The organism is Microvirga medicaginis (assembly GCF_052658925.1).
Genome location: NZ_JBQWEL010000012.1, coordinates 1 through 23286 on the forward strand (window position 1 = coordinate 1; position 23286 = coordinate 23286).

Below are 23286 nucleotides of genomic sequence, written 5' to 3' on the forward strand. Positions count from 1 at the left end.
TTCGGCTTCTCCGGTTCGAGAGCAAAGAACTCCGCCAGTCCGATCGGGATGCCATCCAGAATGCGTTTCAACGCACCGACCGATGGATTGGTCTGGTTCGATTCGATCAGCGAAATGGTCGAATTGGTGATGCCAGCGCGCTTGGCAAGCTCGCGCTGGGACAGGTTGTGCAGCCCCCGAACATAGCGAAGCCGACAGCCTAGATCGAATTCCATCTCAGCACCGCAAATCATGTGTTTCGGTTGTTCGAAATAAGACAAACACAGGCCAGCGACTTTAGCAATATCAGTCACTTAGCGGAATGAAGAAAAGGCCTTGTTGGCATCTCCCGATCATGGCCATGATCCGCCATCAAAAGGATCACGGTCATGAACGCTCCACAACGGCACAACAGCTTCCGGCTCGATAGTTACTGGATGCCCTTCACGGCAAACCGCCAGTTCAAAGCCTCGCCCCGTCTGCTCGCGAGGGCGGAAGGAATGTACTACACGAGCGATGACAACCGTCAGATCCTCGATGGCACCGCCGGCCTGTGGTGCGTCAATGCCGGCCACGGCCGCCGCGAGATTGCTGACGCGGTGGGGCGGCAACTCTCCACGATGGATTACGCCCCGTCCTTCCAGATGGGACATCCGATCGCTTTCGAGTTCGCCGAGCGTCTGGCCAGCATTGCGCCCGGTGGGCCGGGCGCCGGTCTCGATCGGGTGTTCTTTACCGGGTCTGGATCGGAATCCGTCGATACGGCTCTGAAGATCGCCATTGCTTATCAGCGGGCCATTGGCCAAGGCACGAGAACGCGTCTGATCGGGCGAGAGCGCGGCTATCATGGCGTCGGCTTCGGGGGCATCACTGTCGGTGGCATCCTGAACAACCGCCGCGTCTTCCCGCAGCTTCCCGGCGCCGACCATCTGCGGCACACCCATGATCCGGTTCGCAATGCCTTCGTCAAGGGGCAGGCCGAACATGGCGCTGAACTCGCGGACGATCTCGAGCGGCTCGTCGCCCTCCATGGGGCGGAAACGATTGCAGCCGTGATCGTTGAACCAGTGGCGGGCTCAACGGGCGTGCTGATCCCGCCGAAAGGCTATCTCGAACGCTTGCGGGCGATCTGCGACCGGCACGGTATCTTGCTGATTTTCGACGAAGTCATCACGGGCTTCGGCCGTCTCGGGGCGCCGTTCGCCGTTGACTACTTCGGTGTCGTTCCTGACCTCGTAACAACAGCCAAGGGTCTGACCAATGGCGCCATTCCCATGGGGGCCGTGTTCGCCAGCCGGAAGGTGCATGATGCGCTGATGCAGGGGCCTGAGAACCAGATCGAGCTCTTCCACGGCTACACGTATTCAGGCCATCCGGCAGCCTGTGCTGCAGGACTGGCGACCCTCTCGATCTATCGCGAAGAAGGGCTGCTCACCCGGGCGTCCGAGATCGAGACATACTGGCATGATGCCATCCACTCTCTGAAAGGCCTGCCGAACGTCGTCGACATTCGGACCATCGGTCTGATCGCGGGCATCGAGTTGGACAGCTGCGCCGGCGCTCCGGGCAGCAGGGCGTATGATGCGTTCGTCGACTGCTTCGAGAGAGGGCTGCTGATCCGAGTCACCGGCGACATCATCGCCCTGTCGCCGCCACTGATCATTGAGACGTCTCAGATCGATGCCATCATCGAAATCTTGTTTGGCGCCTTGAAGCGGGTCGCCTGATCCGCATGCCAGTTGACGGGTCTTATCTCGACACATAACGAATGGAGGCCATGTCCGAATCCGGATGGCCTCCACGTTGTCTTGGCTCTGTTGGGTGGACAGGTGCAGGCTCAACATGCGAACGCCCGCCCCAGGGCAGGCGCGTCTTGAAGTGAGAACTGTGCCTGCTTACGCGAAGGCACCCTCACGGGCGACGCGGGCGATATCGAAACGGGCAATGCCGAGATCGGCCAGTTCACGATCGGGGAGTTCCGACAGCTCCCGCACAGTCTGGCGGTAGAGTTTGTAGGCGCGAATCTTGGACAGGATGTAGGTGACGAACATGGAGTTTCCCCAGCACGTGGCTGGTCACGGTGACCAGCGGTCGTTGCTCTTGTTGCAATGCGGCATATAAGGATGCCCAGGCGTCGTGAGGAGCGGGGATTCCGGAGGGCAGTTATGCTTTAGTAGCATGCCACTCTGTGGCATGCTGGATCTTGATCCAAAGTGCAGACCGACACTTGCTCGCCCGTTCTGAGGTTGCTTTCTCGCCCACCATTCTTGAGCGCCGATCACTGAGCGGCCAGTGAGGTTCTTCTCTATTCGGCGATTTGAGGTCAAGCGCTTTTCAGGCCTTCCACGTTGCCGATGTTTGACGTCACTCGCGGGTCCTTGCTTCTCTTCGGGATCAGCTCTCGGGCTCTCCCATGATGGGATCAGAAGAACGAGGCAGTCCAATCTGTCGCGCGTTCTGATCGCGCCAGGCGCGACCGACACAAGAACCCTAGCGAACTCACCTCATCCATCGTCCCGCAAGGGACGTCTCTCCACCGTCTGGCGGAAACTCGTCTACCTTTCTGTTCGTGTGACAGGCTGTTCCAACGGGCCGATCAGGCGGTCGCCGCGGCACTCTCCCTGGTCCAGCGGAACTCGGTGCCATCGCTCCAGAGGCGGTGCATGATCACGGCCAAGCGACGCGCCAGAGCCACGATGGCCTTTTGCACGCCGCGCCGTCGGGCCACGGTCATGGCCCAGGCCTTCAGCCACGACCATTTCTGCACCCGGGTCAGTAGCACCTGAGCCGCCTCATAAAGCAGCGCTCGCATCATGGCATCGCCGCACAAAGAGACGCGTCCGATGCGATTGCTCTCGCCGGACTGGTTGAGAACCGGCGTCAGCCCCAGAGCGGGGCCAACCGCCTTGGAATTCTTGAACCGCGCCGGAATGTCGATCGTGGCGCTAAAGGCCAGCGACACCACGGGGCCGACACCGGGAATGGTCATCAGGCGCCGGCAGACGTCATCCTCCCGGGCGGTCGCCAACACTTTGCGGTGAAGAGTAGCCAAGCGCTCCCGCAGGCTCTGACGGGCCTCGAGGAGGCAAGCCATGATGTCAGCCAGCTCCGGCAGGTCGGCCACGAGCTCGCGGATCCGGTCCTCGAATTTGACTTTGCCAATGATCCCAACCTTAAGCCCAAAGTTGCGCAGCAGACCGCGGATGTCGTTCTCGATGGCAATGGCTTTCTCCTGCAACAACTTGCGGGCCGTCAGCAGGGCGCGTCGGTTCTGGCTGGTGAGCGTCTTCACATGCACAGGTCGGAACAGGTTGACGCGCATCATCTGAGCAATGCCGCGAGCATCGTTGCGGTCGGTCTTGTTGGTTCTGTTGCAGCTTTGGAGCTTCCGTCCACCCAAGCTATGAAAGGATGGGGTTGAGAGGGGCTCATGGTGGCGACAGGCAAGAAGAACCCGTTCAAGGGTCGGCAGTTCACGGCTGAGATCATCCTTTGGGCTGTCCGCTGGTACCTGCAGTTCCCGATCAGTTATCGCGATCTCGAACGCATGTTCTCCGATCGCGGCGTGCAGGTGGACCATACAACTCTTTTTCGCTGGATCCAGGCCTATGCATTGGAGTTGGAAGAGCGCATCCGTCCGCATCTCCGAACCACGAATGGCTCGTGGCGTGTGGACGAAACTTACATCCGGGTGAAGGGGACGTGGGTGTACCTCTATCGTGCCGTGGATGCTGCCGGGCAGACCATTGATTTCTTGCTTTCAGCCAAGCGGGATGCCGCTACGGCACGGCGGTTCTTCAGGAAAGCGCTGAAGCAGCCTCACACTGTTAATCCGCGAACGATCACAGTCGACAAGAATGCAGCCTATCCGATCGCAACGAAAGCCATGAAACGGGATGGAGAATTCTGGCGCTTTGCCAAACTCCGGCAGGTGAAATTCTTGAATAACATCGTTGAGCAGGATCACCGGCGGATCAAACGCTTGGTCCGGCCAGGGCTGAGCTTCAAGAACTTCGTGACGGCCACCCAGACAATTGCAGGCTATGAAGTAATGGCGATGATCCGCAAGGGGCAGGTTGTAAATGCGCCAGCGAATAACATGGGCGCTCAGCGAGACTTCATTGCTACCCTGTTCGGCGTAGGCACGTAACCTGCGCCCCTGTCTGGCCTCGCCTGACCTATGTCAGGAGTTGCAACGGAACCAGCCTCAAGAGGAGAGCTCAAGATCTCGGCGTGTTGTGACCATCTGAGCACGAGTTCAAGAGCTCTGTCAGTGAGCTGTCCCGTGCCAATGCTCCCACCTCGGCTCCAATTTGCGCAGCAAAGCGCATCTATGGGGGGCACATTTGTGGCATAGCTCACACACAATTCACCCACAAGACAACTGCCTTGCTGGTGCGAGAGGGGTTGCTGAAACGGTGCGGTCTGCGGCTGGCAAAACGGAAGCTGTCACCCTTTCGGAGAGTCATCGTGACTGCATCGACGGTGAGCAGCATTTCGCCTTCAAGTACGAGGCCGCCTTCTTCGCCGTCATGTGTATAAAGCTCGTCCCCAGTGCTGGCGCCCGGCTCCAAGAAGGTCAGGAATAAGTTGAGACGGCCGTCCAAACCTGTCGGGTTCAGAAGCTGCTTCGATATGCCTGAGCGCCACAACTTAAGTTCCGCGCGCTCATGTTCCCGTCTTACGATCTGCTCGGGACTGCTCTCCTGGCTATCCGAATCGAAAAGTGCGGCTATGCCCACTCCGAACACGTCGGCCAGCGTAGCGAGCACGCGTAAAGATGGGGACGACAGGCCGCGCTCAACTTGGCTGATGAAGCCGATGGAGAGGTTTGCACGCGCTGCGACAACCTCCAGCGAAAGGCCGCGTAGACGCCGGAGATCGCGAAGGCGACGCCCGACAGCGTGATCGACTGCGCTCTCCGACACTGGGTTGCTTGTATCCTGACTGCTCACGCTGCAATCACCTTGTTCTGATCTATTTTTCACAACGGTGAAAAATACTTGCACGCCGACGGAATTTATGCACTGATTTTCATGATGGTGAAAGTCTATCAAACGCGATAAGTACCTCCAAGGGGACGTAAAGGGCGTTCGCGCGTTGCGATAGCTAAAGGGAGACCCTCATGTTCAAATACCTCTTGCAAGCGGCCTGTGCATCTCTTGCTCTGGCCGTAGCAGTGCCCGCTTCCGCCCAGCAGGTCGTCAAAGTCGGTTCGACGCCGACGAGCGTCCCTTTCACCTTCCTCGACACTAAAACGAACACCATTCAGGGTGTGATGGTCGATATCATCACCGAAGTTGGCAAGGATGCAGGTTTTCAGGTTCAGATCGAGCCGATGCAGTTCTCCACCCTGATCGCCGCTCTGACCTCCAAGAAGATCGACGTGATCTCGGCGGCCATGTTCATTACGCCAGCGCGGAAGGAGGTCATCAACTTTTCCGACCCAGTCTATACGTATGGCGAGGGACTGCTCGTTCCGAATTCGGACACGAAGAACTATGCCGGGTTCGACGATTTGAAGGGTGCAACCGTCGGAGCCCAAGTCGGCACGGCCTTCGTCGAGCCGCTGAAGAAAACCGGTCTGTTCTCTGAAGTGAAGATTTACGATACGATTCCTGATATTATGCGGGATGTTAACGCAGGTCGCCTTCAGGCTGGGTTCGCCGATTACCCTGTGGTCGCCTACAACCTGAAGCAGGGCCAGTTCCCGCAGGCGCGACTCGTCGAGAGCTATAAGCCGACCATTCTCGGCTCGGTCGGCATCGGCGTCGGCAAGGACAATCAGGAACTCCTGACGAAAATCAACGCATCGCTCGCCAAGCTAAAGGCGAACGGCACGCTTGACAAGATCCTCGGGAAGTGGGGCCTCAAGGCATCCTAAAGCTTTAGCTTGCGGCGACGCGGTACACGCGTCGTTGCTCCCTGCTCTTTTCCTGAACTTTCCGGATACCCGCGCTCATGCAAGCCTTCCTGCGCGACGCTACAGAATTCCTGCCTATTCTTCTCGAAGGCGTGAGGTTGACGATCCTCGTCACCATCGGCTCGCTCATTTTGTCTACTTTCCTAGGTCTCATATGGGCCATGATGCGGGTCTCGGGCATCAGGGCCGTCTCGCGGATCAGTGCTGGCATCATCAACGTCATCCGCGGCATTCCGATCATCGTCCAGCTGTTCTACATCTACTTCGTGATGCCGGATCTTGGCGTGTCGCTAACCGCGCTGCAGGCTGCGATCATTGGTCTAGGCATCGCCTATTCGGCCTATCAGGCCGAGAATTTTCGGGCCGGTATTGAGGCAATCGACAAGGGGCAGATCGAGGCGGCCCAAACTATTGGCATGGGCTGGTGGATGACCATGCGCCGGGTCGTGCTGCCCCAGGCGGTGCGGCTCGTGCTGCCGCCTTATGGAAATACCATGATCATGATGCTGAAGGATTCATCCCAAGCATCCACCATTACGGTCGCCGAACTCGCCCTTCAGGGCAAGCTGATCGCCTCCTCCACGTTCAAGAACACGAGTGTCTTCACGCTCGTCGCGGTGCTTTATCTGGTCATGAGCATTCCACTAATCCTCTTCGTCCGTCACTTCGAGAAAAAAGCAAGCCGCCCATGATTGAGCTGAAGGATGTCCGTAAAAGCTATGGGAGCTTCGAGGTGCTGAAAGGCATTACAGCTTCTGTCCAGAAGGGCGAGGTTATCTGCATCATCGGTCCATCTGGATCAGGCAAGTCGACCATCCTGCGCTGCATCAATGGGCTCGAAGGCTACAACAGCGGCGATATCTTCATCGAAGGGCAGCGAGTCGACCGGAATTCACCATCCATTGTCTCCATCCGTACGCAAGTATCGATGGTGTTCCAGCGCTTCAATCTCTTCCCTCACCGCACCGTGCTCGAGAATGTCATCGAGGGTCCAGTGTTTGTGAAGAAGGAGCCGCGTAAGGAAGCCATCGAGAGAGCGCGCGCGCTGCTAGCGCAGGTCGGGTTGGCGGAAAAAGCCGATGCCCATCCGCCGCAGCTTTCCGGCGGGCAGCAGCAGCGGGTTGCTATTGCCCGCGCGCTTGCTATGCAGCCCAAGGCTATTCTGTTCGACGAGCCGACCTCCGCCCTCGATCCAGAACTGGTCGGCGAGGTTCTTGGTGTCATGCGCGAGCTTGCGGACGAGGGCATGACGATGGTGGTCGTCACTCACGAGATGGGTTTCGCAAAGGAAGTCGCTGACCGGGTGCTTTTCATTGACGGTGGCGTCATCGTTGAGCAGGGTTCCGGGAAAGAAGTGCTAAATCACCCTAAACACGCGCGCACACAAGATTTCCTGAGGCGTGTCCTTCATCCGCTCTAGACCTGTGAGACGACTAGTGGCCAAACCGTTTCCTCTTGAGCCATCCCTTTGGGCAGCAACAGCGACCGCAGCCCCACAAACCACACCGTTGGATGCCTCAACCTCCACCGAGATCGTGGTGATCGGCGGCGGCTATGCTGGCCTGTCGACGGCGCTTCATCTAGCGGAACGCGGCTTTAAACCGATTGTGCTCGAAGCACAGGAGATCGGTTTCGGTGGCTCAGGTCGCAATGGAGGCCAGGTCATCCCTGGCCTGAAGTACGATCCCGATGAGTTGGTCGCCAAGTTCGGTCGCGAGCAAGGTGAGCGACTAGCGGCATTCGGCGGCGGCACAGCCAATGCCGTTTTCGGCCTGATCGACAAGTACGCCATGGACGTACCGTATGTGCGCAGCGGCTGGATCCAGGGTGCGCATACCCCGGAAGGCAAGGATCAGGTCCAGCGCCGAGCGGAGCAATGGCGCAAGCGCGGCGCGTCGGTTCGCGTCCTCGACAAATCAGAGACTGGATACCTTCTCGGCTCCGAGCGGTATGTAGGCGGCTGGCTTGACAAACGGGGTGGCGGCGTTCAGCCCTTGAGCTATGCCCGAGGCCTCGCGCGAGCCGCACAGAAGGCCGGCGCAATCATCCATACCCGCAGCCCTGCGACTGCTCTTACGCAGACGAAAGGGCGCTGGACGGTCGAGACCGCATCCGGAGCAACGGTCACTGCGGATCGCGTGGTTCTCTGCACCAATGGTTACACCAAGGGACTTTGGCCGAGGCTGCACGAAACCATCATTCCGGCGAACTCCTTCCAGATTGCAACCCGGCCCCTGTCCGACAACCTGCGGCGCTCGATCCTGCCCGAAGGCCATGTCAGCTCCGATACTCGTAAGCTGCTCCTTTATTTCCGGCTCGACCACATGGGACGGCTGCTCATGGGGGGGCGCGGGCCGTTTCGGGAGCCAAAAGGGGCTGAAGATTGGGCGCATCTCGAGCGAATCATTGGCAAGATGTTCCCCCAAGCCAAAGACGTTCCTGTCGAATATCGCTGGTGCGGGCGTGTAGCTATCACGCGGGATTTCATGCCCCATCTTCATGAACCTGCGCCGGGGCTTCTGATCGATATCGGCTGCCAAGGACGCGGCGTCGGTCTGCAGACCGCGATGGGACGGGCAATGGCGGATTACATCGCTACAGGCGACGCAGAAGTCCTTCCAGTTCCTCTCTCGCCGATAAAGCCCCTGCCGTTTCATGCGCTTCACAAGCTTTACGTCTCGGCCGTGATTGCTTGGTACCGCCTCAACGATGGCGGGCTCTAGGGGACACAGAGGTAGTATGGAGCGCCTCCGGCGCACGGGAGTATCGTCCATCCAGAGATCATGAATTCTGGTCCAAACTGCCTCGGCTCCAATCGAACCAGACCACTCCGACACCCTGATCGCTCAGGGCGCTGGTTTACTTATCCTTCAAACGTTCAAGGCCCCTTATTCGAGGATCAGCAATAGCGATGGAAACCGACCTTTCCCCGTCCTTCCTGCATCTCCGTGCCGGTGTCGTCACGGATGCCGCGATGCCTCCTCTGCAAATTCCGGCTCCGGAAGGCGATCCGCTGGCCGCTGAGCGCACTTACTACTTTCTCGACGAGACTCTCGGCTACGGTGCCAGCACCAGTCGATCGGGACGGCGAGATGAAGAGGTGATCCTTGCGCATACGGAATTCACCGTCATATCCGATGGCGAATTGACGCTGCTTCAATGCGACGGGACATCAGTTGACCTGAAAGCAGGAGACTGCGCTATCATTCCTGCGGGGCTCAGAGCGCGCTGGACGCAACAGGGGGACGTCAGTCGCACCTTCATGATTTTCCCAGGGCTGCGTGGTGAATCACCATCCGCAATCATCAAGATCGATCCACAATCGGATCTTGCCCCCTCCAATGGACCTGCCCGCGATCTGCTTCTCACCAGCCCGCCTCCGACCGCGCAAAGCCGAGTCTGGTTCGAGGATTCATCGGGCAATCTCCGCATTGGTGTTTGGGAATGCACGCCGTATTCCCGGAGGTACACGAGACCGGCTTATTGCGAACTGATGCACATCCTGTCCGGTTCAGTCACCTTTACCCAAAGGTCTGGCTGCTCGTGGACCGTCAAGGCAGGCGAGACCATTATCGTGCCTGCAGGTGCCGAGAACGCATGGGCGAGCGACGTCACAATCCGTAAAGTTTTCTGCATCGTCAGCTAGAAGATTGCTTTGTTGCAGGGATCGGCAGGTCGCCGTTCGGATCCGGAGGGCATAGGAAGCTGTGCCCTCCGGAGCAATGATCTCCACAACACCCTCAGGGCCAATGCCGTGCAGTTCGCAATATAACGAGTTTCTTTCCCTCAATACGAACCGAAGCCATCGAAGCGAGATGATGCAATGACTGGGAATAATAAGCCGATTTGGTGGGAGACAGCGCCGCTCAGCACCGTCGAGCATAAAACGGTTGCACCAACAAGCGATGTCTTAATCGTTGGCGCTGGCTATACGGGACTCAGCGCCGCGATCACTCTTGCTCGGGCCGGACGGTCGGTACAAGTCTTTGATAAGCAGCGACCTGGGGAGGGCGCCTCGACGCGCAATGGTGGGATCACGAGCGGTAATCTTCGCCTCAGTCATGCGGAAATGACCAGACGCTTCGGAGAGGCAAGGGCGACTGCGATAGAGGCTGAAGCAAAGATCGCCCGTGAGGATCTTTACCGGTTCATTGCCGAAGAGAAGATCGATTGCGATTTCAACTTGGTCGGGCGTTTTACCGGAGCGGCATCTCCGGGCGACTATGAGGGGCTTGCCCGGAGTGCTGGGCACCTTCGTCAGACGCTCGGAATCGAGGCCTACGCCGTACCTAGGAGCGAGCAGGGCAACATTCTTGGCACTAGCTTGTACCATGGCGGAAATGTCCGGATGGATATCGGCGGCCTGAATCCGGCCAAGTTGCATGCGGAGATGCTGCGGCTGGCCCAAAAGGCGGGCGCTGTGATTCATGCCGAGACCCCCGTTCTCAATCTGAACCCGCAGGGTGATGCCTGCGAGGTCATGACGTCACGCGGTAAGGTTCGCGCGCGAGACGTCATCGTGGGAACGAACGGCTATACGGACCAGTCTGACCGATGGCTTCGTCGTCGGCTAGTTCCGGTGCGCAGCCGGATCATCGCAACTGCTCCGCTCTCACCAAACTTGATGAAAGAGCTGATGCCGCGGGGCATGATGTGCAGCGACACACGCCAGCTTAGCTATTACTATCGCCCGTCCCCGGACGGCCGGCGGATTCTGTTTGGTGGTCGCGACGGCACCATTGCCGGAGACCCGGATTGGCCAACTGAAGCGCTCCGCCGTACGCTCGTCGCCTTGTTCCCTGAACTCGCAGAGGTTGAGATCACGCATAGCTGGTATGGCCATGTCGCCATGAACCGCGACATGGTGCCCCGGATCTTCTCCCGGCGGGGCATCCGGTATGCGGCCGGCTATTGCGGGTCGGGTGTCGTGTGGGCGCGGTGGGCCGGACAGAAGGCCGCCATGCAGGTGCTCGGGCTGGACGAAGGCGGCTCCGCGCTCGATTTTAGGCCGCCCGCTGCGGTGCCGCTCTTCAACGGCAAGGCGTGGTTCATGCCTGCTGTCTTCGCGTGGCTGACCTTGATGGATCGATTGGCGGCCCGGACACAACGGTAGCCCGTCAGTCTTCAACCCCTCATCAACAGAACGGAGACAACATGACAAACCTCACATTCTTCAAGCTGGATGATCTTGGCAAAGCCCGTGACGGAAACCCTCCTCCCGAGCGGTTGGTGGATGGCGATCCCCGGTTCAAAACTTGGGACATCGAGACGACTGCGGACGGCCGCGTCAGTGCAGGGGTGTGGGAGGCTACACCCGGCGCCTACCGATCGATCAAAGGTGACACCTGGGAGTTCTGCTCAATCCTGTCCGGTGTTTCCGAGTTGATCGAAGACGGGAGGCCGGCCGTGCGTGTCCAAGCAGGCGATACATTTGTGATGAAGCCCGGCTTCGAAGGCACATGGCGCGTGATCGAAACCACCCGCAAGCTCTGGGTCACGCGAGACTGAGTGCCATGAGTTTCGTCTATAAAGCCGATCCGGTGCGTGGAAGAGAATGGGCCAGCCTGTTCGCACGTCACGCACCAGATATCCCGTTTCATATCTGGCCGGAAACCGGGCCGCGGGAGGAGGTCCGCTACCTGGCGGCATGGATGCCGCCAGACGATATTTTGAAGACCTTTCCCAACCTGGAGATCCTGATTTCCGTCGGAGCGGGCATCGATCAGTTTGACCTGTCCGCGCTCCCGGAGCACCTGCCAGTTGTCCGGATGACGGAGCCCGGCATTGCCGAGAGCATGGCAGAGTATGTGACTATGGCCGTGCTCTCGTTGCATCGGGATCTGCCGGTCTACATCAATCAACAGCGGCAGAAGGTCTGGCGCGAGATCCGGGTGACATCGGCTGCGCGGCGCAAGGTCGGGGTCTTGGGCCTCGGAATGCTCGGCCTGGCAGTCCTGCAGCAGCTCCGTCCCTTCGGTTTTCCACTCGCGGCCTGGAGCCGGTCCGGGGGGCAGGTTGACGGCGTTGATACATTCGCCGGGCCTGGAATGTTGTCGGCGTTTCTTGCCCGAACTGACATTCTGGTATGCCTGTTGCCCTTAACAGACGCGACACGGGGCATTCTCTCGCACGATTTGTTCGCGCAGCTTCCTCATGGTGCCGCACTCGTCAATGTCGGCCGGGGCGCACATTTGGTTGAGCAAGATCTTTTACGAGCCTTGGAGGAGGGCCAACTCTCAGCCGCCGTGCTTGACGTGTGCGAGGCGGAGCCCTTGCCCTTGGATCATCCTTTCTGGGACCATCCGCAGATCCTGCTGACGCCCCACATTGCCAGCATGACCCGACCTGAAACGGCTGTAGATGTCGTTCTGGATAACATCCGTCGGCACGCTGCCGGCGAGGCGCTCATCGGCCTTGTCGACCGCACGCGAGGCTATTAGCATTTCTTCCTCTGTCGATGGTTGCCATATCGGCCAAACGCACACGAAGCCCTGCAAGGAGGCTTTATCAGTCTCCTTTTTCGATTCGGCGTTCTTGTGATTACCGGTTGCATGCAGACGCGTTCTGACCGGATGGAATGAGTTTGGCAACTTTAGAGGGAGCCCATACTGGGCCTTCGACATCGATGCCTCGCCACCAATGCAACATACTAGGGCCTCCCGCGAGTGGGCGTACGTCGTTATATCGACCCTCGTCAGTCGTTTCGTGAGGATCGATGAGCATATCTCGCACTGGATGCGTTTTCCTTGCTTCACCTCTGGTTGCTTGAGCCGTCGGCATGAGGCGCCAGCAATGAGCCTGCTTGTTGCTGCACTGCGATAACATATAGTAGAACAGCCGCATCCAGCTCTGGCGCAACTGGAGAATGTCGACCCCTTGGAGTCGAAGGTTGCAAGGACCGTTTGTGGCACTCCTGAGACGTAAGCGTATGGTCTGTCTCGGCGGTCATGAGGCGACGTTTGTTAGACGGCCGGAAGGTGAAAGGTTGACCCTGACCGGACGTTGAACGGCTCCTCCCTTGCCCGGGAAACAAAAAGGCCGCCTCTGAGAGGCGACCTTCTCATGATCCGAGCGTATCCAGCGTCACGGCACGATCCTGCCTACAAAGCTCAATGGTCTCCTTGAGGATCCTTAAAGCCGTCGCCCTTGCTGCCTAGCGAACGATGCCGCGCCGTCCGTGACCCAGAAGAAGCCGATAGGCTAGACGGGCTGCGACGCGCGCCGTCTGGTCGTCCCGATCGAGGACTGGGTTCAATTCGGCAATGTCGGCGAGCGCGAGCTTGCCGGAGGAGATGACGTCATCGATTAGGTCCTCGATGATCTCAAGCGCCACGCCGCGCGCCGCTGGCGCCGAAACCCCAGGGGCGACCGACGCGGGCAGCACGTCGAGATCGATCGACAGGTAGACTTTGTCCGCCGCTATCAATTTCTGCGCCAGCCTTGCGCGCAGGTCTGCGCTGTCGCTCTGCCGCATCTCCTCGTCGAGACGATACTCGACACCAAGTTGACGGGCCCGCTCAAACAGCGCCGTGGTGTTGGAAAGCTCGCTGATACCGAGACAAAGATAATTGAACGTGGTGCCATGCGCCGAACAGAACTCGGCAATCTGGCGGAATGGTGTGCCCGAGTTCGGAACCGGCGCGAGACGCAGGTCGAAATACGCATCGAGATTGACCACGAGGATCCTTGTCGTGGCAAGCCGATCGCTGAGATGTTTCGCCAGACCCAGGAAGCTGCCATAACCCGCGCTTTAGCATCACGCTGTCACTTCCAAGCGTGGTCGGTAGTGCCGGAGTGGGCGAGGTGCTGTGGCCCGAAATGTCGGAGGAGGAGGCCCGAGCTTTGGACCACAGTGCTGATACCTTGAGAAAGGCCGTGTCAAATTTCATCACCTGACGGGGAAATCCGGTTGCGATGTGGGGCAAGGTTTGGATAGGAGACCAAGTGCTCCAGGCATGGGGTCAGCGCAAGATCAGCAGATCTTGTTCCAGCCCCTTCCCCGATGACACACCGGCGGCCAAACTCATCCGGCAGGTTCTCGGGGCCGTGAGCGAGTTCGAGAAGGCGATGGTGGTCTCAAAGCTGAAAGGCGCACGGGAGCGCAAGCGGGCGACCGGCAGAAGGTCGAGGGCCGGAGGAACTACGCCGAGATCAACCCAGAGTGGTCGCCCTGGCCAAGAAGCTGCGGCGGTACAAGGCCGCAAGCGCACCCTGCGGGAGATTGCATGCGAACTGGCCAAGGCGGGATTCGTCACGGGCACCGGCAGGCCCTACTCGGCAGCCGCCGTCGCCAAGATTATCGAGGCTTAAGGATCAAAGCGGGATAGCTGCAGCCATCCCAGTAATCAGGCACAGGACGACGGCACAGGCAGCAATCTTGCGAAGCTTTGACGGACCTTGCCGTAACACTCACAAGCCACCTCTTCGAGGCCCGCACGGTCCACAATGCTGATGCCTCCGCGATGCTAAGCGATCAGGCCTGTCGTCTGAAGCGAATGCATGGTGCTGCTGAGCGTGGAGCGCTGGACTCCCAGCAACTCGGCCCAATCAGCATGGGTCAAGGGCAGGATGTCATCCTCAGTCCGGTCGCGCGTGCTCAAGATCCAATGACAGCAGCGAGCCTCGACCGGATGAACCGTATTGCAGTAGACGGTCTGAAAGGTTTGAGCCAGCAGCGCCTCGTTGTAGCTGAGAATGAGATCTCGCAGCTTAGAGCAGGTACCGATCCCCTCTTGGAGCCTGCTGAAGGCGATCCGTGATGCAGTGCCGGGGACCTGCACCTTGTAGCGCCCGAAGGCGTGGCGGGATTTCAAGGCGCTGAGCAGGCCGAACAAGCCCTCCCGTCCAAAGGACGTCACCTTGGCGGCTTGGCCATCCTCCATGATGTTGATGAGGCCCACCACGGCATTGTGCGGGAAGTAGGTGTAGTGGATGGGATCGCCGGCCTCGTAGAGCACGGCACCCTTTGACAGGGAAACGATCTCAAGGTCTGGCTCAAGGTAATCAAGGTCCTCGGGCTCCAGGGCCCCCAGGAGCCAGTTCCTGCGATGATCGGCCTTCGACGCTGGGAACTCCATGACAGGCTCTCCAGTCTCTCGGCTCAGAGTTAACCCCTATGCGAGGCAATGGGTTATGGCGCATTAAGCCTGGACTCATCGGGCCATGTCAGTTTGTTAGACGACACAACGATGACCATAATTTGGCTTTGGCAGGTGTCGGCAGCCCAGAGGGGGAGGGCGGGACAAATCTCTGGAAGGTTGGAGGGGCGATCACCACCCAAGGCCACATGCAGAGATTTTTCCGATCCAGAAGATTTCAGGCCCTGCCCGGCGCACATTGATACGCGAAGGTAGAACGGATCGGCAGCCCTTCAGATTGGGCTTGTGAACTGAGCGCTCAAGGTGAAGCAAGTTGATATTCACGTCGATCAGGTCCCCGGGTGAAGGTATTGCCTTAAATCACGTACTCGGACCAATCCGAACAGCGACGCTCTCTCACAGGCAGCACTTCGGAGAGCGGTACACTTCTCCATCAGCTGTTCAGCCTTAGATGATGGCTCGAACATCAAGGTCCACGCTGCATTCAGCCATTGCAGAGATCTTTCGGTCAGCTCAGCGACCCGCGTTCTTGCTACGTACGACGTTACCGTATTGTTGGGAGCAGATCCTGTTCCAACTCCTACCCTGCAAGAGTCCGGCACGCTCTGGCAGAGGACGAAGAAACTGAGCAGATTGGCGCAGGCGGAAGGCGAATGGTCCCGGTGGGACTGCTCCGCGTGAACCCCTCCGTTGGTCTTGGCGAATACTACCTTTCCCCGTGGCTCCAGTGCTCGGCATTGGAAGCATCAGCTTGTGAAACAGCTTCACATCCGTTGTTCCTCGCAAGTGGATACTCATCGCGGCAGCCGACCAGTAGATATCAAGTCGATACCACTTCAACCTATGGAAAACAGGAGGCTCGAATGACAAAAGCACAGACCGCGATCGTCGGGGCCGCAATGCTGGGTGCAGTGTCCGGCTCGGCCTTAGCTCAAGAATGGGCACCGTCAAAATATGGCGCCGCAGACGAGATTGGCGCCGCCAATCTCATCACGCCTGACAATGTACTGGCGGCAGTGAGCCTCGTGAAGACCGGCAAGAGCTATCCGCTTGCAGTTCCCATCGACAAAAACCTGCCGGCCTTCCGCCACCGCAGCTTCCATCTTACCAATGTCCAGCCCGGCGAGGCGGGCGGCACGTCTCTCGGACCGAACAAGTTCACTTTCAACGACGAGCTCGTCGTGGGCTGGACCGGCGTCGGCACACAACTGAACGGCATCGGCCACATCGGGATCGACAATGTCTACTACAACGGCAATCAGGCCAAGGACTTCGTCACGGTCGAAGGCGTGACGAAGCTCGGGATTGAGAAGGTGCCGCCGATCGTCACACGCGGTGTCGTTCTGGACATGGTCGCTCATTACGGTCAGCCGATCGTCCCCGAAGACACCGAATTCACCGTGGCGGATATCCAGGCGGTACTGAAGAAGCAAGGGATCACGCTGCGAAAGGGCGACGTAGTCCTGTTCAACACGGGCTGGCTGGAGCTTATCGGCAAGGACAATAAGAAGTTCCTTGAGGTTGAGCCGGGCATCGGCATGGAAGCGGCCGAATGGCTCGCAGCCCAAGGTATCGTTGCCTTTGGCGGCGACACGTGGGCGTCGGAAATTTATCCGTCCAAGGACGGCCAGGAGTTTCCGGTGAACCAGTTCATGTTGGCTAAGAACGGCATCTATAACCTCGAGCTCATCGACACTCGCGCGCTCGTTCGCGATCAAGCGTACGAATTTCTTTTTGTGCTCGGTCAGCCTCTCTACAAAGGGACCACCCAGGTCAACGTCAACCCTGTAGCCATTCGCTGACCGCAATGGCGGCCGGACTTCATTCTCTCCGGTCCGGCCGCCATCACGTCCGCGACGTGGGTAGGGCGCCGAACCCCCATCTGGGCGCCAGACGTCTGGCAGGAAGCCGATGGCTCTACCGTCGTTTTTGCCGTGGCACGTTAACCCGCCCACCGTCAGTTCTACCCCGTCTCGGGCCAAGCGCGTTCAAGCCTCGTCAGATTTTCTGATGACTTCGCGAGGCCGTGCCGCTGACTTGCAAAATTCCAGTAAACAGGAGCTCATCATGGATCTCTCTCTCTCGCAGAAACAGTCATCCGGGTCGCCACGGCAACAGCCAAGGCGGAAGGTCATGCCATCAGCGTCGCCGTCGTTGATCCAAGTGCTCATCTCGTTGCCTTTGTGCGCATGGATGACGCCATCCTCGGCGCGATTGATGTGGCACAGCGCAAGGCGCGGACGGCAGCCCTGTTCCGGACCGACAGCAGTGCCCTCGGCGAGGCGGCCCGACCAGGCGGCCCACTCTATTCGTTAGAATATACCAATGGAGGTCTCATTAGCTTCGGGGGTGGCGTGGTTCTCAAAGACGAGGATGAGACCTTCCTAGGCGCCGTCGGCATCTCTGGCGGTACCGTCGAGACCGACGAAACGATCGCGCGGGCGGCGGCCGCCGCATTTCGGACTTAAGCAGGAAGGCCTGCTGTTGGTTGCGACGATCCTGGCGATCGTATTGGCGCACTCGCTCCGCCCCTGCCTTCGATGCCTTCCTCGATCAAGGAGCTAATGTGCGTCCGCTATCGCGGTCCTTGCCATAAACGCTTGCAGGCGCGGGACCATAAAGTCGAGGAAGAGCCGGACGCGCTGGGGCATGTTCAAGCCGCCGAGGAAGATCGCGTGAACTTCCTCGGTATCATGGCCCGTGGCCTGAAGGACTTCGACGAGCCTGCCAGCGCCGATATCGGGATCGACATGAAAGTCGGCGAGCCGGGCTATCCCCGCACCGGCTACGGCCAAGCGCCGGACCGTTTCCCCGTTGTTGGCAAGCAGATTACCTTGGACGATCCGGTCTACAATGCGTCCTCCGTGATTAAGCGGCCAGACAGGTTGGGCGCGGCGAAAGTTGAAGCCGAGGCAGTTGTGATGGTCGAGGTCTTCGATCCGTGTCGGCGTTCCCCATTTTTCAAGATAAGCCGGCGCCGCCACCATCCTGCGGCGCGCCACCCCGATCCGGCGCGCGGTGAGGGCGGAATCGGTTAAGGAACCAACTCGGAATGCAATGTCGGTCCTTTCGAGATAGAGGTCCACAATCTCGTCCGAAAGCGACAGGTTGACCACGATTTTGGGGTGTTCAGCCCAAAAAGCAGGCAAGAGCGGCTCGATCCCTAAGGTGCCAAAGGCGACGGAGGCGTTGATGCGGATCGTCCCATGGGCAGTGCGCGCATCCCGTGTGAGCGATCCTTCGATTTCGTTGAGGTCGGCAAGCAACTGGCTACTGCGCTCATAGTAGAATCGCCCCTCGTCGGTCAGAGATAGCTTGCGGGTCGAGCGTTCTACGAGCCGAACACCCAAGCGCTGCTCGATGCGAACGATCATCTTGCTGACGGTCGAAGGCGTCATCAACAAAGACCTGGCAGCCTCTGAGAAGCTGCCAGCGTCGACGACGCGCACAAACACCATCATCTCGCCGGCCCGATTATCCATGTGCTGCGATCTCCCGAAACATTTGTGAACAGGCATCACAATTCACAGAATAGCAGGACCGACAAGCCTTTTCTCTGCGGATCAGCTAAGGCGCCGGCAGAGCAGGGCAGAGGGCGATCACGATGCCTGCGCAGGCGACATGTTCGTGAATTCGCTTCACAAGCGTTTCGATTGGAAAGTGGATTATCGCCCCGGCCGCGATCCCGCATAGTCCGCTCCGAAACATCCACTCGCCGGCGGCTCGATCCGCCACAACTGCGCCCGTTTCCGCGGGCGCGAAGGGTACCGCTATGCCTTTGGCCATCTTTGCATTGACGATCGCAGCCTACGCGATTGGCACGACCGAATTCGTGATCGTCGGGCTTCTGCCGACGGTTGCGAGCGATCTCAACATTACCCTGCCGCTTGCTGGCCTTATCGTCAGCGTCTATGCGCTCGGCGTCACCTTTGGCGCGCCGGTCCTCACCGCGCTGACCGGCAAGATCGAACGGAAGCCGCTGCTGCTTGGCCTGATGGCCCTGTTCATCGTCGGCAATACGATTGCGGCACTGTCGCCGAGCTATGAGCTGCTGCTCGTCGCTCGTGTGCTCGCAGCCTTTGCCCACGGCGTCTTCTTCTCGGTCGGCTCGACCATCGCCGCCGATCTCGTGCCGGAAAACCGCCGTGCCTCGGCCATCGCCATGATGTTCATGGGACTGACCGTCGCCATCGTCACCGGCGTTCCCCTCGGCACCTATATCGGCCAGATCCTCGGCTGGCGTGCGACCTTCTGGGCCGTTGCCGCGCTTGGCGTCATCGCCTTCCTCGCCATCACCGTGCTTCTGCCGAACACCCTGAAGAAAGCGCCGCCGGCGAGCCTGCTCGATCAGGTCCGCGTTCTCGGCTCCGGCCGCCTGCTGATCGTGTTCGCGATGACGGCACTTGGTTACGGTGGCACTTTCGTCGCCTTCACTTTCCTGGCGCCGATCCTGCAGGAAATCACCGGCTTCTCCGAGCAGAGCGTCAGCCTGATCCTCGTGCTCTATGGCATCGCGATCGCCATCGGCAACATCGCCGGCGGCAGGATCGCCAACAACAACCCGGTCAAGGCGCTGATCGGCCTGTTTATCCTGCAGGCGATCGTACTGGTCATCCTGACCTTCACCGCTGTCTCGCCGGTCTTGGCGATTGTTACCCTTGCGGCGCTCGGTTTCCTCCAGTTCGGCAACGTGCCGGGTCTGCAGCTCTATGTTGTGAAGCTCGCCAAGGAACACCGTCCTGGGGCTGTCGATGTCGCCTCGGCGCTCAACATCGCGGCCTTCAATCTCGGCATCGCCATCGGCGCTTGGCTTGGCGGTCTGGTCGTCGAGTCGCCGCTGGGCCTCGGCGCGACCCCCTGGGTCGGCTCGATCCTCGTGGTTGCCGCTCTGCTGCTGACCATCTGGAGCGGCGCGCTTGACCGCCGCGCGGCCCCGGCCCTCAAGGCGGCCTGATCCCGACAGGCCCGGCAAAAAACGCCGGGCCGCTCCCGCCCAGCTTAATCTGGAGAATTCTGATGTCCCCTTCAACCACAGGACATTCTTCCGCACTTGATCTCATCCGCAAACCTGCAGGCGGCCTGACGCTTGGCATCGAGCTTCCCCTCGACAACGACTGGTCGCCGGAACGCGAACAGCAGCGTGTGAAGGAGGGCCGTCCTTTTGGCGTTCCCGATCTCGCGCATTATCCCGATCTCGTTCGCCAGGTTGACCGTTCCGGGTTTGCCGCCGTCTGGATGCGCGACGTGCCGGTCTTCGACCCTCACAATTTCGGCGACGCCGGCTCCGTTTACGATCCCTTCGTTAATCTCGGCTTCCTCGCGGGGATGACCAAGAATGTGGCCTTGGGCACGGCGGCTATCGTCTTACCGCTGCGCCATCCGATGATGGTCGCCAAGGCGGCGGCCTCCGCCGACAAATTGTCAGGCGGCCGCCTGATCCTTGGCGTGGCCTCTGGCGATCGTCCTGTGGAGTATCCGTTGCTCGGCCTCGACCTCGAGAACCGTGGCGAAGCTTTCCGGAGCGCTGTCTCCTATCTGCGCGATGCATGGAAGACCGGCGGCCTTCCGATCGGCGACGGGCAGATCGAACCGAGCCTCGACCTGTTACCTAAACCGCAGCAGGCGCACATCCCGATGGTGATTGCCGGGCAAGGCCGCCAGACGCCGGATTGGATCGCCGCCAATATGCAGGGGCGTTTTGTCTATCCGAACGGGCTTGAGAGGCTTGCCGCACAGGCTCGCGACTGGACCGCCGCCCGCAAGGTTCTGGGCTTGCCACGGGGCGCCTTCATCAGCGCCTTCCATCTCGATCTCGCCGACGATCCGGACGAGCAGCCCACACCGCGCCGTTTCGGGGCACGGACTGGCCGCAAGCCCTTCATCGATCATCTGCACGCGCTTGAGGACGCCGGTGTCGATCATCTGGCCCTCTTGCTGCGCCCATCCCGCCGGCCTCTCGACGAGGTCATCGAAGAACTGGCGCGCGATGTTCTACCTGCCCTCAACCCCCAATCTTCTTCAGCGAAGATCGCTGCGGAATAACCAAGGAGAAAGTCAATGCATCACGTAACCGCAAACGGCGCCGTCATTCCCGCCCTAGGGTTTGGCACCTTCCGCATGCCCGGTCCCGACGTCGTGAAAATCGTTCCGCACGCGCTGAAGGTCGGCTTCCGTCATGTCGACACCGCTCAGATCTATGGCAACGAGGCCGAAGTCGGTGAGGCGATCGGCAAGTCCGGTGTGGCGCGCGGCGATGTCTTCCTGACCACCAAGGTCTGGGTGGCAAACTACAAGCACGACGCCTTCATCAAGTCCGTCGACGAGAGCCTGAAGAAGCTGAAGACCGACTACGTCGACCTCCTGCTGCTCCACTGGCCGAACGATGCCGTGTCGCTTGCCGAACAGATCGGCGCCCTCAACGAGGTAAAGGAAGCCGGCAAGGTCCGCCATATCGGCGTCTCCAACTTCAACACCGACCTGATGGCCGAAGCGGTCGAGCTTTCCAAGGCTCCGCTCGTCACCAATCAGATCGAGTACCATCCCTACCTCAACCAGGACGTGGTGATCGCCGCGGCCAAGAAGGCCGGCATGTCGGTGACCGGCTACTACGGCATGGCCGACGGCAAGGTCTTCTCCGACTCTGTCCTGAAGGATATCGCCGCCAGGCATCGCAAATCGGTGGCGCAGATCGTCCTGCGCTGGCTCGTCCAGCAGGAGGGCATCATCGCCCTGTCGAAGACGGTGGGTGAAGCTCGCGCCGCGGAGAATTTCGCCATCTTCGACTTCGCGCTGACGGAGGGAGAAATGGCTGCCATCCACGGTTTGGCGGAGGCCGATGGCCGCGTCGTCTCGCCGGAGGGTCTCGCACCGGTCTGGGACAAGACTGCCTGAGGTTCGAGCGGAGGGGCGTACGCCCCTCCTATCCCCACAACAAACATCCCGGTCTGCGGACCACGTGAAAACTGGAGAGTGAGATGAGCCGTTTCCCTTTTGCCGGACGCACCTTTGAGGTCAATTACGGCGATCTGGTCGCGACCAATGCCTATGCCGCCGACAGAAACAGCCTGACCTACGAAATCACGGGCGGCCCGCTGAAGGGCGCTAACGCCGAGGTCGCCTTCGAATGGAAGGAGCTCGATGGAGGCAACTTCGTCATCTCCTGGCAGGAGGCCGATGGCTCGACCGTCGTCCATGTCGACAATTTCGAGAAGGGTTCCTCGCTGAGCTTCTTCACGACACCGAAATCGGACTTCCACCGGCTTTCAGGAACCTTGCGCACCCTCAGCGCTCACGCGTGAGTTGAGCGTCAACAAGCCAAGGAGTACAGAATGTTCGAACGAAAGAAGATACTTATGGTTATGGCAGCAACGTTGTTGCTCGCCACTGGTCCCGCGAAGGCGCAGGACGCGCCGAAACAGAATCCTGTTGTTGTGGGGCAAGTGAATCTCACCTTTTACGTTGCAAGTGCCGCGGTCGTGAGGGAGGTTCTCGAGCGGTTGGGCCACAGCCTGACGGTCGTTGAGGGAAATCACCGCGACATCTACGCAAAACTCGGCAATCAAGAGGTGGATATGCTGGTGGCGTCGTGGCTTCCCCATGCGCATGGGCCGCTTCAGGCGCCGATTGCCGATCAACTCGTCGAGGCGGCGACACTCTACGAAGACGCACGTCTTTACTGGGCTGTGCCGGCGCATGTGCCCGTTTCGGCGGTGAGGACGATCGATGACTTGAAGAAGGCGGATGTGCAGGCCCGCATGGAGAAGGACATCGTGGGCGTTGGACCCGGATCTGGCCTGATGGCGGGATCGACCGACATCATGGAAGAATATGGCCTTGCGACAGCCGGATACAGCCTCCGGGTCGCGCCTGCGCCGGAATGGGCCAAGAATCTCGCCGATGCGTCCGCCAGCGGCAAATGGATGGTAATGCCGCTGTGGCAACCGCAATACCTCAATGCCGTCTACCCGGTTCGCGTTCTGGAGGAGTCTCGTGGCATCTTCGGTACGGACCGCGCCGTCGTCGTCGTTCGCAAAGAAACCTGGAACGGTTGGCCCGAGCGTACGCGCAAGGTCCTGTCACGTGTCCACCTGGGTATCTCGGTAGTGACAGAACTTGAGCGTCAGATTGTGGTCGATGGCAAGGAACCGCGGCAGGCCGCCCGGGAGTGGATGGAGGCCAACGCGCAGACCGTCAGCGCTTGGTTTGACGACTAGGGTGTGTCATCGCTTGATCCAATCGAGTGTAGCGGCGAGGCAGAGAATGCCCATGAACGATGAGGCGGTTTTT

23 protein-coding genes and 2 pseudogenes are annotated in these 23286 nt (G+C 59.7%); 18 read left to right on the forward strand and 7 right to left on the reverse strand.

Annotation, left to right across the window (positions count from 1 at the left end):
* A partial coding sequence (locus ACUXUR_RS15770) for a helix-turn-helix domain-containing protein (protein ID WP_445503453.1) occupies positions 1–215 on the reverse strand: 215 nt, incomplete at its 3' end.
* A 153-nt stretch (positions 216–368) separates the two neighbouring features.
* Here ACUXUR_RS15770 and aptA point away from each other — a divergent pair.
* Positions 369–1706, forward strand: coding sequence for an omega-aminotransferase AptA (gene aptA, locus ACUXUR_RS15775; RefSeq protein ID WP_445503299.1), 1338 nt, complete (start codon positions 369–371; stop codon positions 1704–1706).
* 168 nt (positions 1707–1874) lie between these two features.
* On the opposite strand, the gene ACUXUR_RS15780 is transcribed toward aptA, so the two are convergent.
* Positions 1875–2030 carry a DUF1127 domain-containing protein gene (locus tag ACUXUR_RS15780; RefSeq protein ID WP_445503300.1) on the reverse strand — a complete coding sequence of 52 codons (156 nt, stop codon included), beginning with the start codon at positions 2028–2030 and terminating at the stop codon, positions 1875–1877.
* A gap of 545 nt (positions 2031–2575) precedes the next feature.
* Complete coding sequence (locus ACUXUR_RS15785) at positions 2576–3559, reverse strand: IS110 family RNA-guided transposase (protein ID WP_445503301.1); 984 nt, start codon at positions 3557–3559, stop codon at positions 2576–2578.
* Between ACUXUR_RS15785 and ACUXUR_RS15790 the strand changes: the two genes are divergently transcribed.
* Positions 3467–4129, forward strand: a complete 663-nt coding sequence (locus ACUXUR_RS15790) for an IS6 family transposase (protein ID WP_445503454.1) — start codon at positions 3467–3469, stop codon at positions 4127–4129. The two genes, ACUXUR_RS15785 and ACUXUR_RS15790, sit on opposite strands and share 93 nt — an antisense overlap.
* 208 nt (positions 4130–4337) lie before the next feature.
* Here ACUXUR_RS15790 and ACUXUR_RS15795 read toward each other — a convergent pair whose 3' ends face one another.
* Complete coding sequence (locus tag ACUXUR_RS15795) at positions 4338–4934, reverse strand: helix-turn-helix domain-containing protein (RefSeq protein ID WP_445503455.1); 597 nt, start codon at positions 4932–4934, stop codon at positions 4338–4340.
* A gap of 170 nt (positions 4935–5104) precedes the next feature.
* On the opposite strand from ACUXUR_RS15795, the gene ACUXUR_RS15800 reads away from it, so the two are divergent.
* The 8 genes from ACUXUR_RS15800 to ACUXUR_RS15835 all read left to right on the forward strand — a co-directional run bounded on the left by ACUXUR_RS15800 (position 5105) and on the right by ACUXUR_RS15835 (position 12342).
* A complete protein-coding gene (locus ACUXUR_RS15800) occupies positions 5105–5863 on the forward strand; it encodes an ABC transporter substrate-binding protein (RefSeq protein ID WP_445503302.1) in 759 nt (252 codons plus the stop codon).
* A 77-nt stretch (positions 5864–5940) separates the two neighbouring features.
* Entirely contained in the window at positions 5941–6594 is a 654-nt protein-coding gene (locus ACUXUR_RS15805; RefSeq protein WP_445503303.1) for an amino acid ABC transporter permease, read from the forward strand.
* Positions 6591–7322, forward strand: a complete 732-nt coding sequence (locus ACUXUR_RS15810) for an amino acid ABC transporter ATP-binding protein (protein WP_445503304.1) — start codon at positions 6591–6593, stop codon at positions 7320–7322. Before ACUXUR_RS15805 ends, ACUXUR_RS15810 begins: the two co-directional genes overlap by 4 nt.
* Before the next feature lie 16 nt (positions 7323–7338).
* The gene (locus tag ACUXUR_RS15815; RefSeq protein WP_445503305.1) at positions 7339–8625 is read left to right on the forward strand and encodes an NAD(P)/FAD-dependent oxidoreductase; all 1287 of its coding nucleotides are present in this window, start codon (positions 7339–7341) and stop codon (positions 8623–8625) included.
* 188 nt (positions 8626–8813) lie between these two features.
* Positions 8814–9548, forward strand: coding sequence for a cupin domain-containing protein (locus ACUXUR_RS15820; protein WP_445503306.1), 735 nt, complete (start codon positions 8814–8816; stop codon positions 9546–9548).
* 177 nt (positions 9549–9725) lie between these two features.
* Positions 9726–11015 (forward strand): NAD(P)/FAD-dependent oxidoreductase, encoded by a 1290-nt coding sequence (locus tag ACUXUR_RS15825; RefSeq protein WP_445503307.1) that lies wholly within the window; start codon positions 9726–9728, stop codon positions 11013–11015.
* Between the two features lie 41 nt (positions 11016–11056).
* Positions 11057–11410, forward strand: coding sequence for a cupin domain-containing protein (locus ACUXUR_RS15830; protein ID WP_445503308.1), 354 nt, complete (start codon positions 11057–11059; stop codon positions 11408–11410).
* 5 nt (positions 11411–11415) lie between these two features.
* Positions 11416–12342, forward strand: a complete 927-nt coding sequence (locus ACUXUR_RS15835; RefSeq protein WP_445503309.1) for a 2-hydroxyacid dehydrogenase — start codon at positions 11416–11418, stop codon at positions 12340–12342.
* A 713-nt stretch (positions 12343–13055) separates the two neighbouring features.
* Here the strand turns inward: ACUXUR_RS15835 and ACUXUR_RS15840 are convergent.
* Positions 13056–13634 (reverse strand): annotated as a pseudogene (locus ACUXUR_RS15840) (arginase family protein); the annotation flags it as partial.
* A 212-nt stretch (positions 13635–13846) separates the two neighbouring features.
* Between ACUXUR_RS15840 and ACUXUR_RS15845 the strand changes: the two are divergent.
* Positions 13847–14212: a hypothetical protein gene (locus tag ACUXUR_RS15845; RefSeq protein WP_445503310.1), complete on the forward strand. Its 366-nt coding sequence runs from the start codon at positions 13847–13849 to the stop codon at positions 14210–14212.
* A 155-nt stretch (positions 14213–14367) separates the two neighbouring features.
* Here ACUXUR_RS15845 and ACUXUR_RS15850 read toward each other — a convergent pair whose 3' ends face one another.
* On the reverse strand, positions 14368–14979 hold the full coding sequence (locus tag ACUXUR_RS15850; RefSeq protein ID WP_445503311.1) for a Crp/Fnr family transcriptional regulator: 612 nt from the start codon (positions 14977–14979) through the stop codon (positions 14368–14370).
* A gap of 884 nt (positions 14980–15863) precedes the next feature.
* Here ACUXUR_RS15850 and ACUXUR_RS15855 point away from each other — a divergent pair.
* Positions 15864–16802: a cyclase family protein gene (locus ACUXUR_RS15855; protein WP_445503312.1), complete on the forward strand. Its 939-nt coding sequence runs from the start codon at positions 15864–15866 to the stop codon at positions 16800–16802.
* A gap of 285 nt (positions 16803–17087) precedes the next feature.
* Positions 17088–17468 (forward strand): annotated as a pseudogene (locus ACUXUR_RS15860) (GlcG/HbpS family heme-binding protein); the annotation flags it as partial.
* 93 nt (positions 17469–17561) lie between these two features.
* On the opposite strand, the gene ACUXUR_RS15865 reads toward ACUXUR_RS15860, so the two are convergent.
* Positions 17562–18482 carry a LysR substrate-binding domain-containing protein gene (locus ACUXUR_RS15865; RefSeq protein WP_445503313.1) on the reverse strand — a complete coding sequence of 307 codons (921 nt, stop codon included), beginning with the start codon at positions 18480–18482 and terminating at the stop codon, positions 17562–17564.
* A 290-nt stretch (positions 18483–18772) separates the two neighbouring features.
* Between ACUXUR_RS15865 and ACUXUR_RS15870 the strand changes: the two genes are divergently transcribed.
* From ACUXUR_RS15870 to ACUXUR_RS15890, 5 genes are all read left to right on the forward strand, one after another.
* Complete coding sequence (locus ACUXUR_RS15870) at positions 18773–19954, forward strand: MFS transporter (RefSeq protein ID WP_445503314.1); 1182 nt, start codon at positions 18773–18775, stop codon at positions 19952–19954.
* Between the two features lie 62 nt (positions 19955–20016).
* Positions 20017–21042: an LLM class oxidoreductase gene (locus tag ACUXUR_RS15875; RefSeq protein ID WP_445503315.1), complete on the forward strand. Its 1026-nt coding sequence runs from the start codon at positions 20017–20019 to the stop codon at positions 21040–21042.
* A gap of 15 nt (positions 21043–21057) precedes the next feature.
* Positions 21058–21891 (forward strand): aldo/keto reductase, encoded by an 834-nt coding sequence (locus ACUXUR_RS15880; RefSeq protein ID WP_445503316.1) that lies wholly within the window; start codon positions 21058–21060, stop codon positions 21889–21891.
* Between the two features lie 83 nt (positions 21892–21974).
* A complete protein-coding gene (locus ACUXUR_RS15885; RefSeq protein ID WP_445503317.1) occupies positions 21975–22298 on the forward strand; it encodes a MoaF-related domain-containing protein in 324 nt (107 codons plus the stop codon).
* Between the two features lie 30 nt (positions 22299–22328).
* Positions 22329–23213 (forward strand): glycine betaine ABC transporter substrate-binding protein, encoded by an 885-nt coding sequence (locus tag ACUXUR_RS15890; RefSeq protein ID WP_445503318.1) that lies wholly within the window; start codon positions 22329–22331, stop codon positions 23211–23213.
* The last annotated feature ends 73 nt before the right edge of the window (positions 23214–23286 follow it).

Excerpts from the sequence above, each read along its gene's own strand:
- aptA (WP_445503299.1), top strand. The coding sequence starts at position 369 with ATGAACGCTCCACAACGGCACAACAGCTTCCGGCTCGATAGTTACTGG.
- ACUXUR_RS15780 (WP_445503300.1), bottom strand. The coding sequence starts at position 2,030 with ATGTTCGTCACCTACATCCTGTCCAAGATTCGCGCCTACAAACTCTAC.
- ACUXUR_RS15785 (WP_445503301.1), bottom strand. The coding sequence starts at position 3,559 with ATGGTCCACCTGCACGCCGCGATCGGAGAACATGCGTTCGAGATCGCG.
- ACUXUR_RS15800 (WP_445503302.1), top strand. The coding sequence starts at position 5,105 with ATGTTCAAATACCTCTTGCAAGCGGCCTGTGCATCTCTTGCTCTGGCC.
- ACUXUR_RS15805 (WP_445503303.1), top strand. The coding sequence starts at position 5,941 with ATGCAAGCCTTCCTGCGCGACGCTACAGAATTCCTGCCTATTCTTCTC.
- ACUXUR_RS15810 (WP_445503304.1), top strand. The coding sequence starts at position 6,591 with ATGATTGAGCTGAAGGATGTCCGTAAAAGCTATGGGAGCTTCGAGGTG.
- ACUXUR_RS15820 (WP_445503306.1), top strand. The coding sequence starts at position 8,814 with ATGGAAACCGACCTTTCCCCGTCCTTCCTGCATCTCCGTGCCGGTGTC.
- ACUXUR_RS15825 (WP_445503307.1), top strand. The coding sequence starts at position 9,726 with ATGACTGGGAATAATAAGCCGATTTGGTGGGAGACAGCGCCGCTCAGC.
- ACUXUR_RS15830 (WP_445503308.1), top strand. The coding sequence starts at position 11,057 with ATGACAAACCTCACATTCTTCAAGCTGGATGATCTTGGCAAAGCCCGT.
- ACUXUR_RS15835 (WP_445503309.1), top strand. The coding sequence starts at position 11,416 with ATGAGTTTCGTCTATAAAGCCGATCCGGTGCGTGGAAGAGAATGGGCC.
- ACUXUR_RS15850 (WP_445503311.1), bottom strand. The coding sequence starts at position 14,979 with ATGGAGTTCCCAGCGTCGAAGGCCGATCATCGCAGGAACTGGCTCCTG.
- ACUXUR_RS15855 (WP_445503312.1), top strand. The coding sequence starts at position 15,864 with ATGACAAAAGCACAGACCGCGATCGTCGGGGCCGCAATGCTGGGTGCA.
- ACUXUR_RS15865 (WP_445503313.1), bottom strand. The coding sequence starts at position 18,482 with ATGGATAATCGGGCCGGCGAGATGATGGTGTTTGTGCGCGTCGTCGAC.
- ACUXUR_RS15870 (WP_445503314.1), top strand. The coding sequence starts at position 18,773 with ATGCCTTTGGCCATCTTTGCATTGACGATCGCAGCCTACGCGATTGGC.
- ACUXUR_RS15875 (WP_445503315.1), top strand. The coding sequence starts at position 20,017 with ATGTCCCCTTCAACCACAGGACATTCTTCCGCACTTGATCTCATCCGC.
- ACUXUR_RS15880 (WP_445503316.1), top strand. The coding sequence starts at position 21,058 with ATGCATCACGTAACCGCAAACGGCGCCGTCATTCCCGCCCTAGGGTTT.
- ACUXUR_RS15885 (WP_445503317.1), top strand. The coding sequence starts at position 21,975 with ATGAGCCGTTTCCCTTTTGCCGGACGCACCTTTGAGGTCAATTACGGC.
- ACUXUR_RS15890 (WP_445503318.1), top strand. The coding sequence starts at position 22,329 with ATGTTCGAACGAAAGAAGATACTTATGGTTATGGCAGCAACGTTGTTG.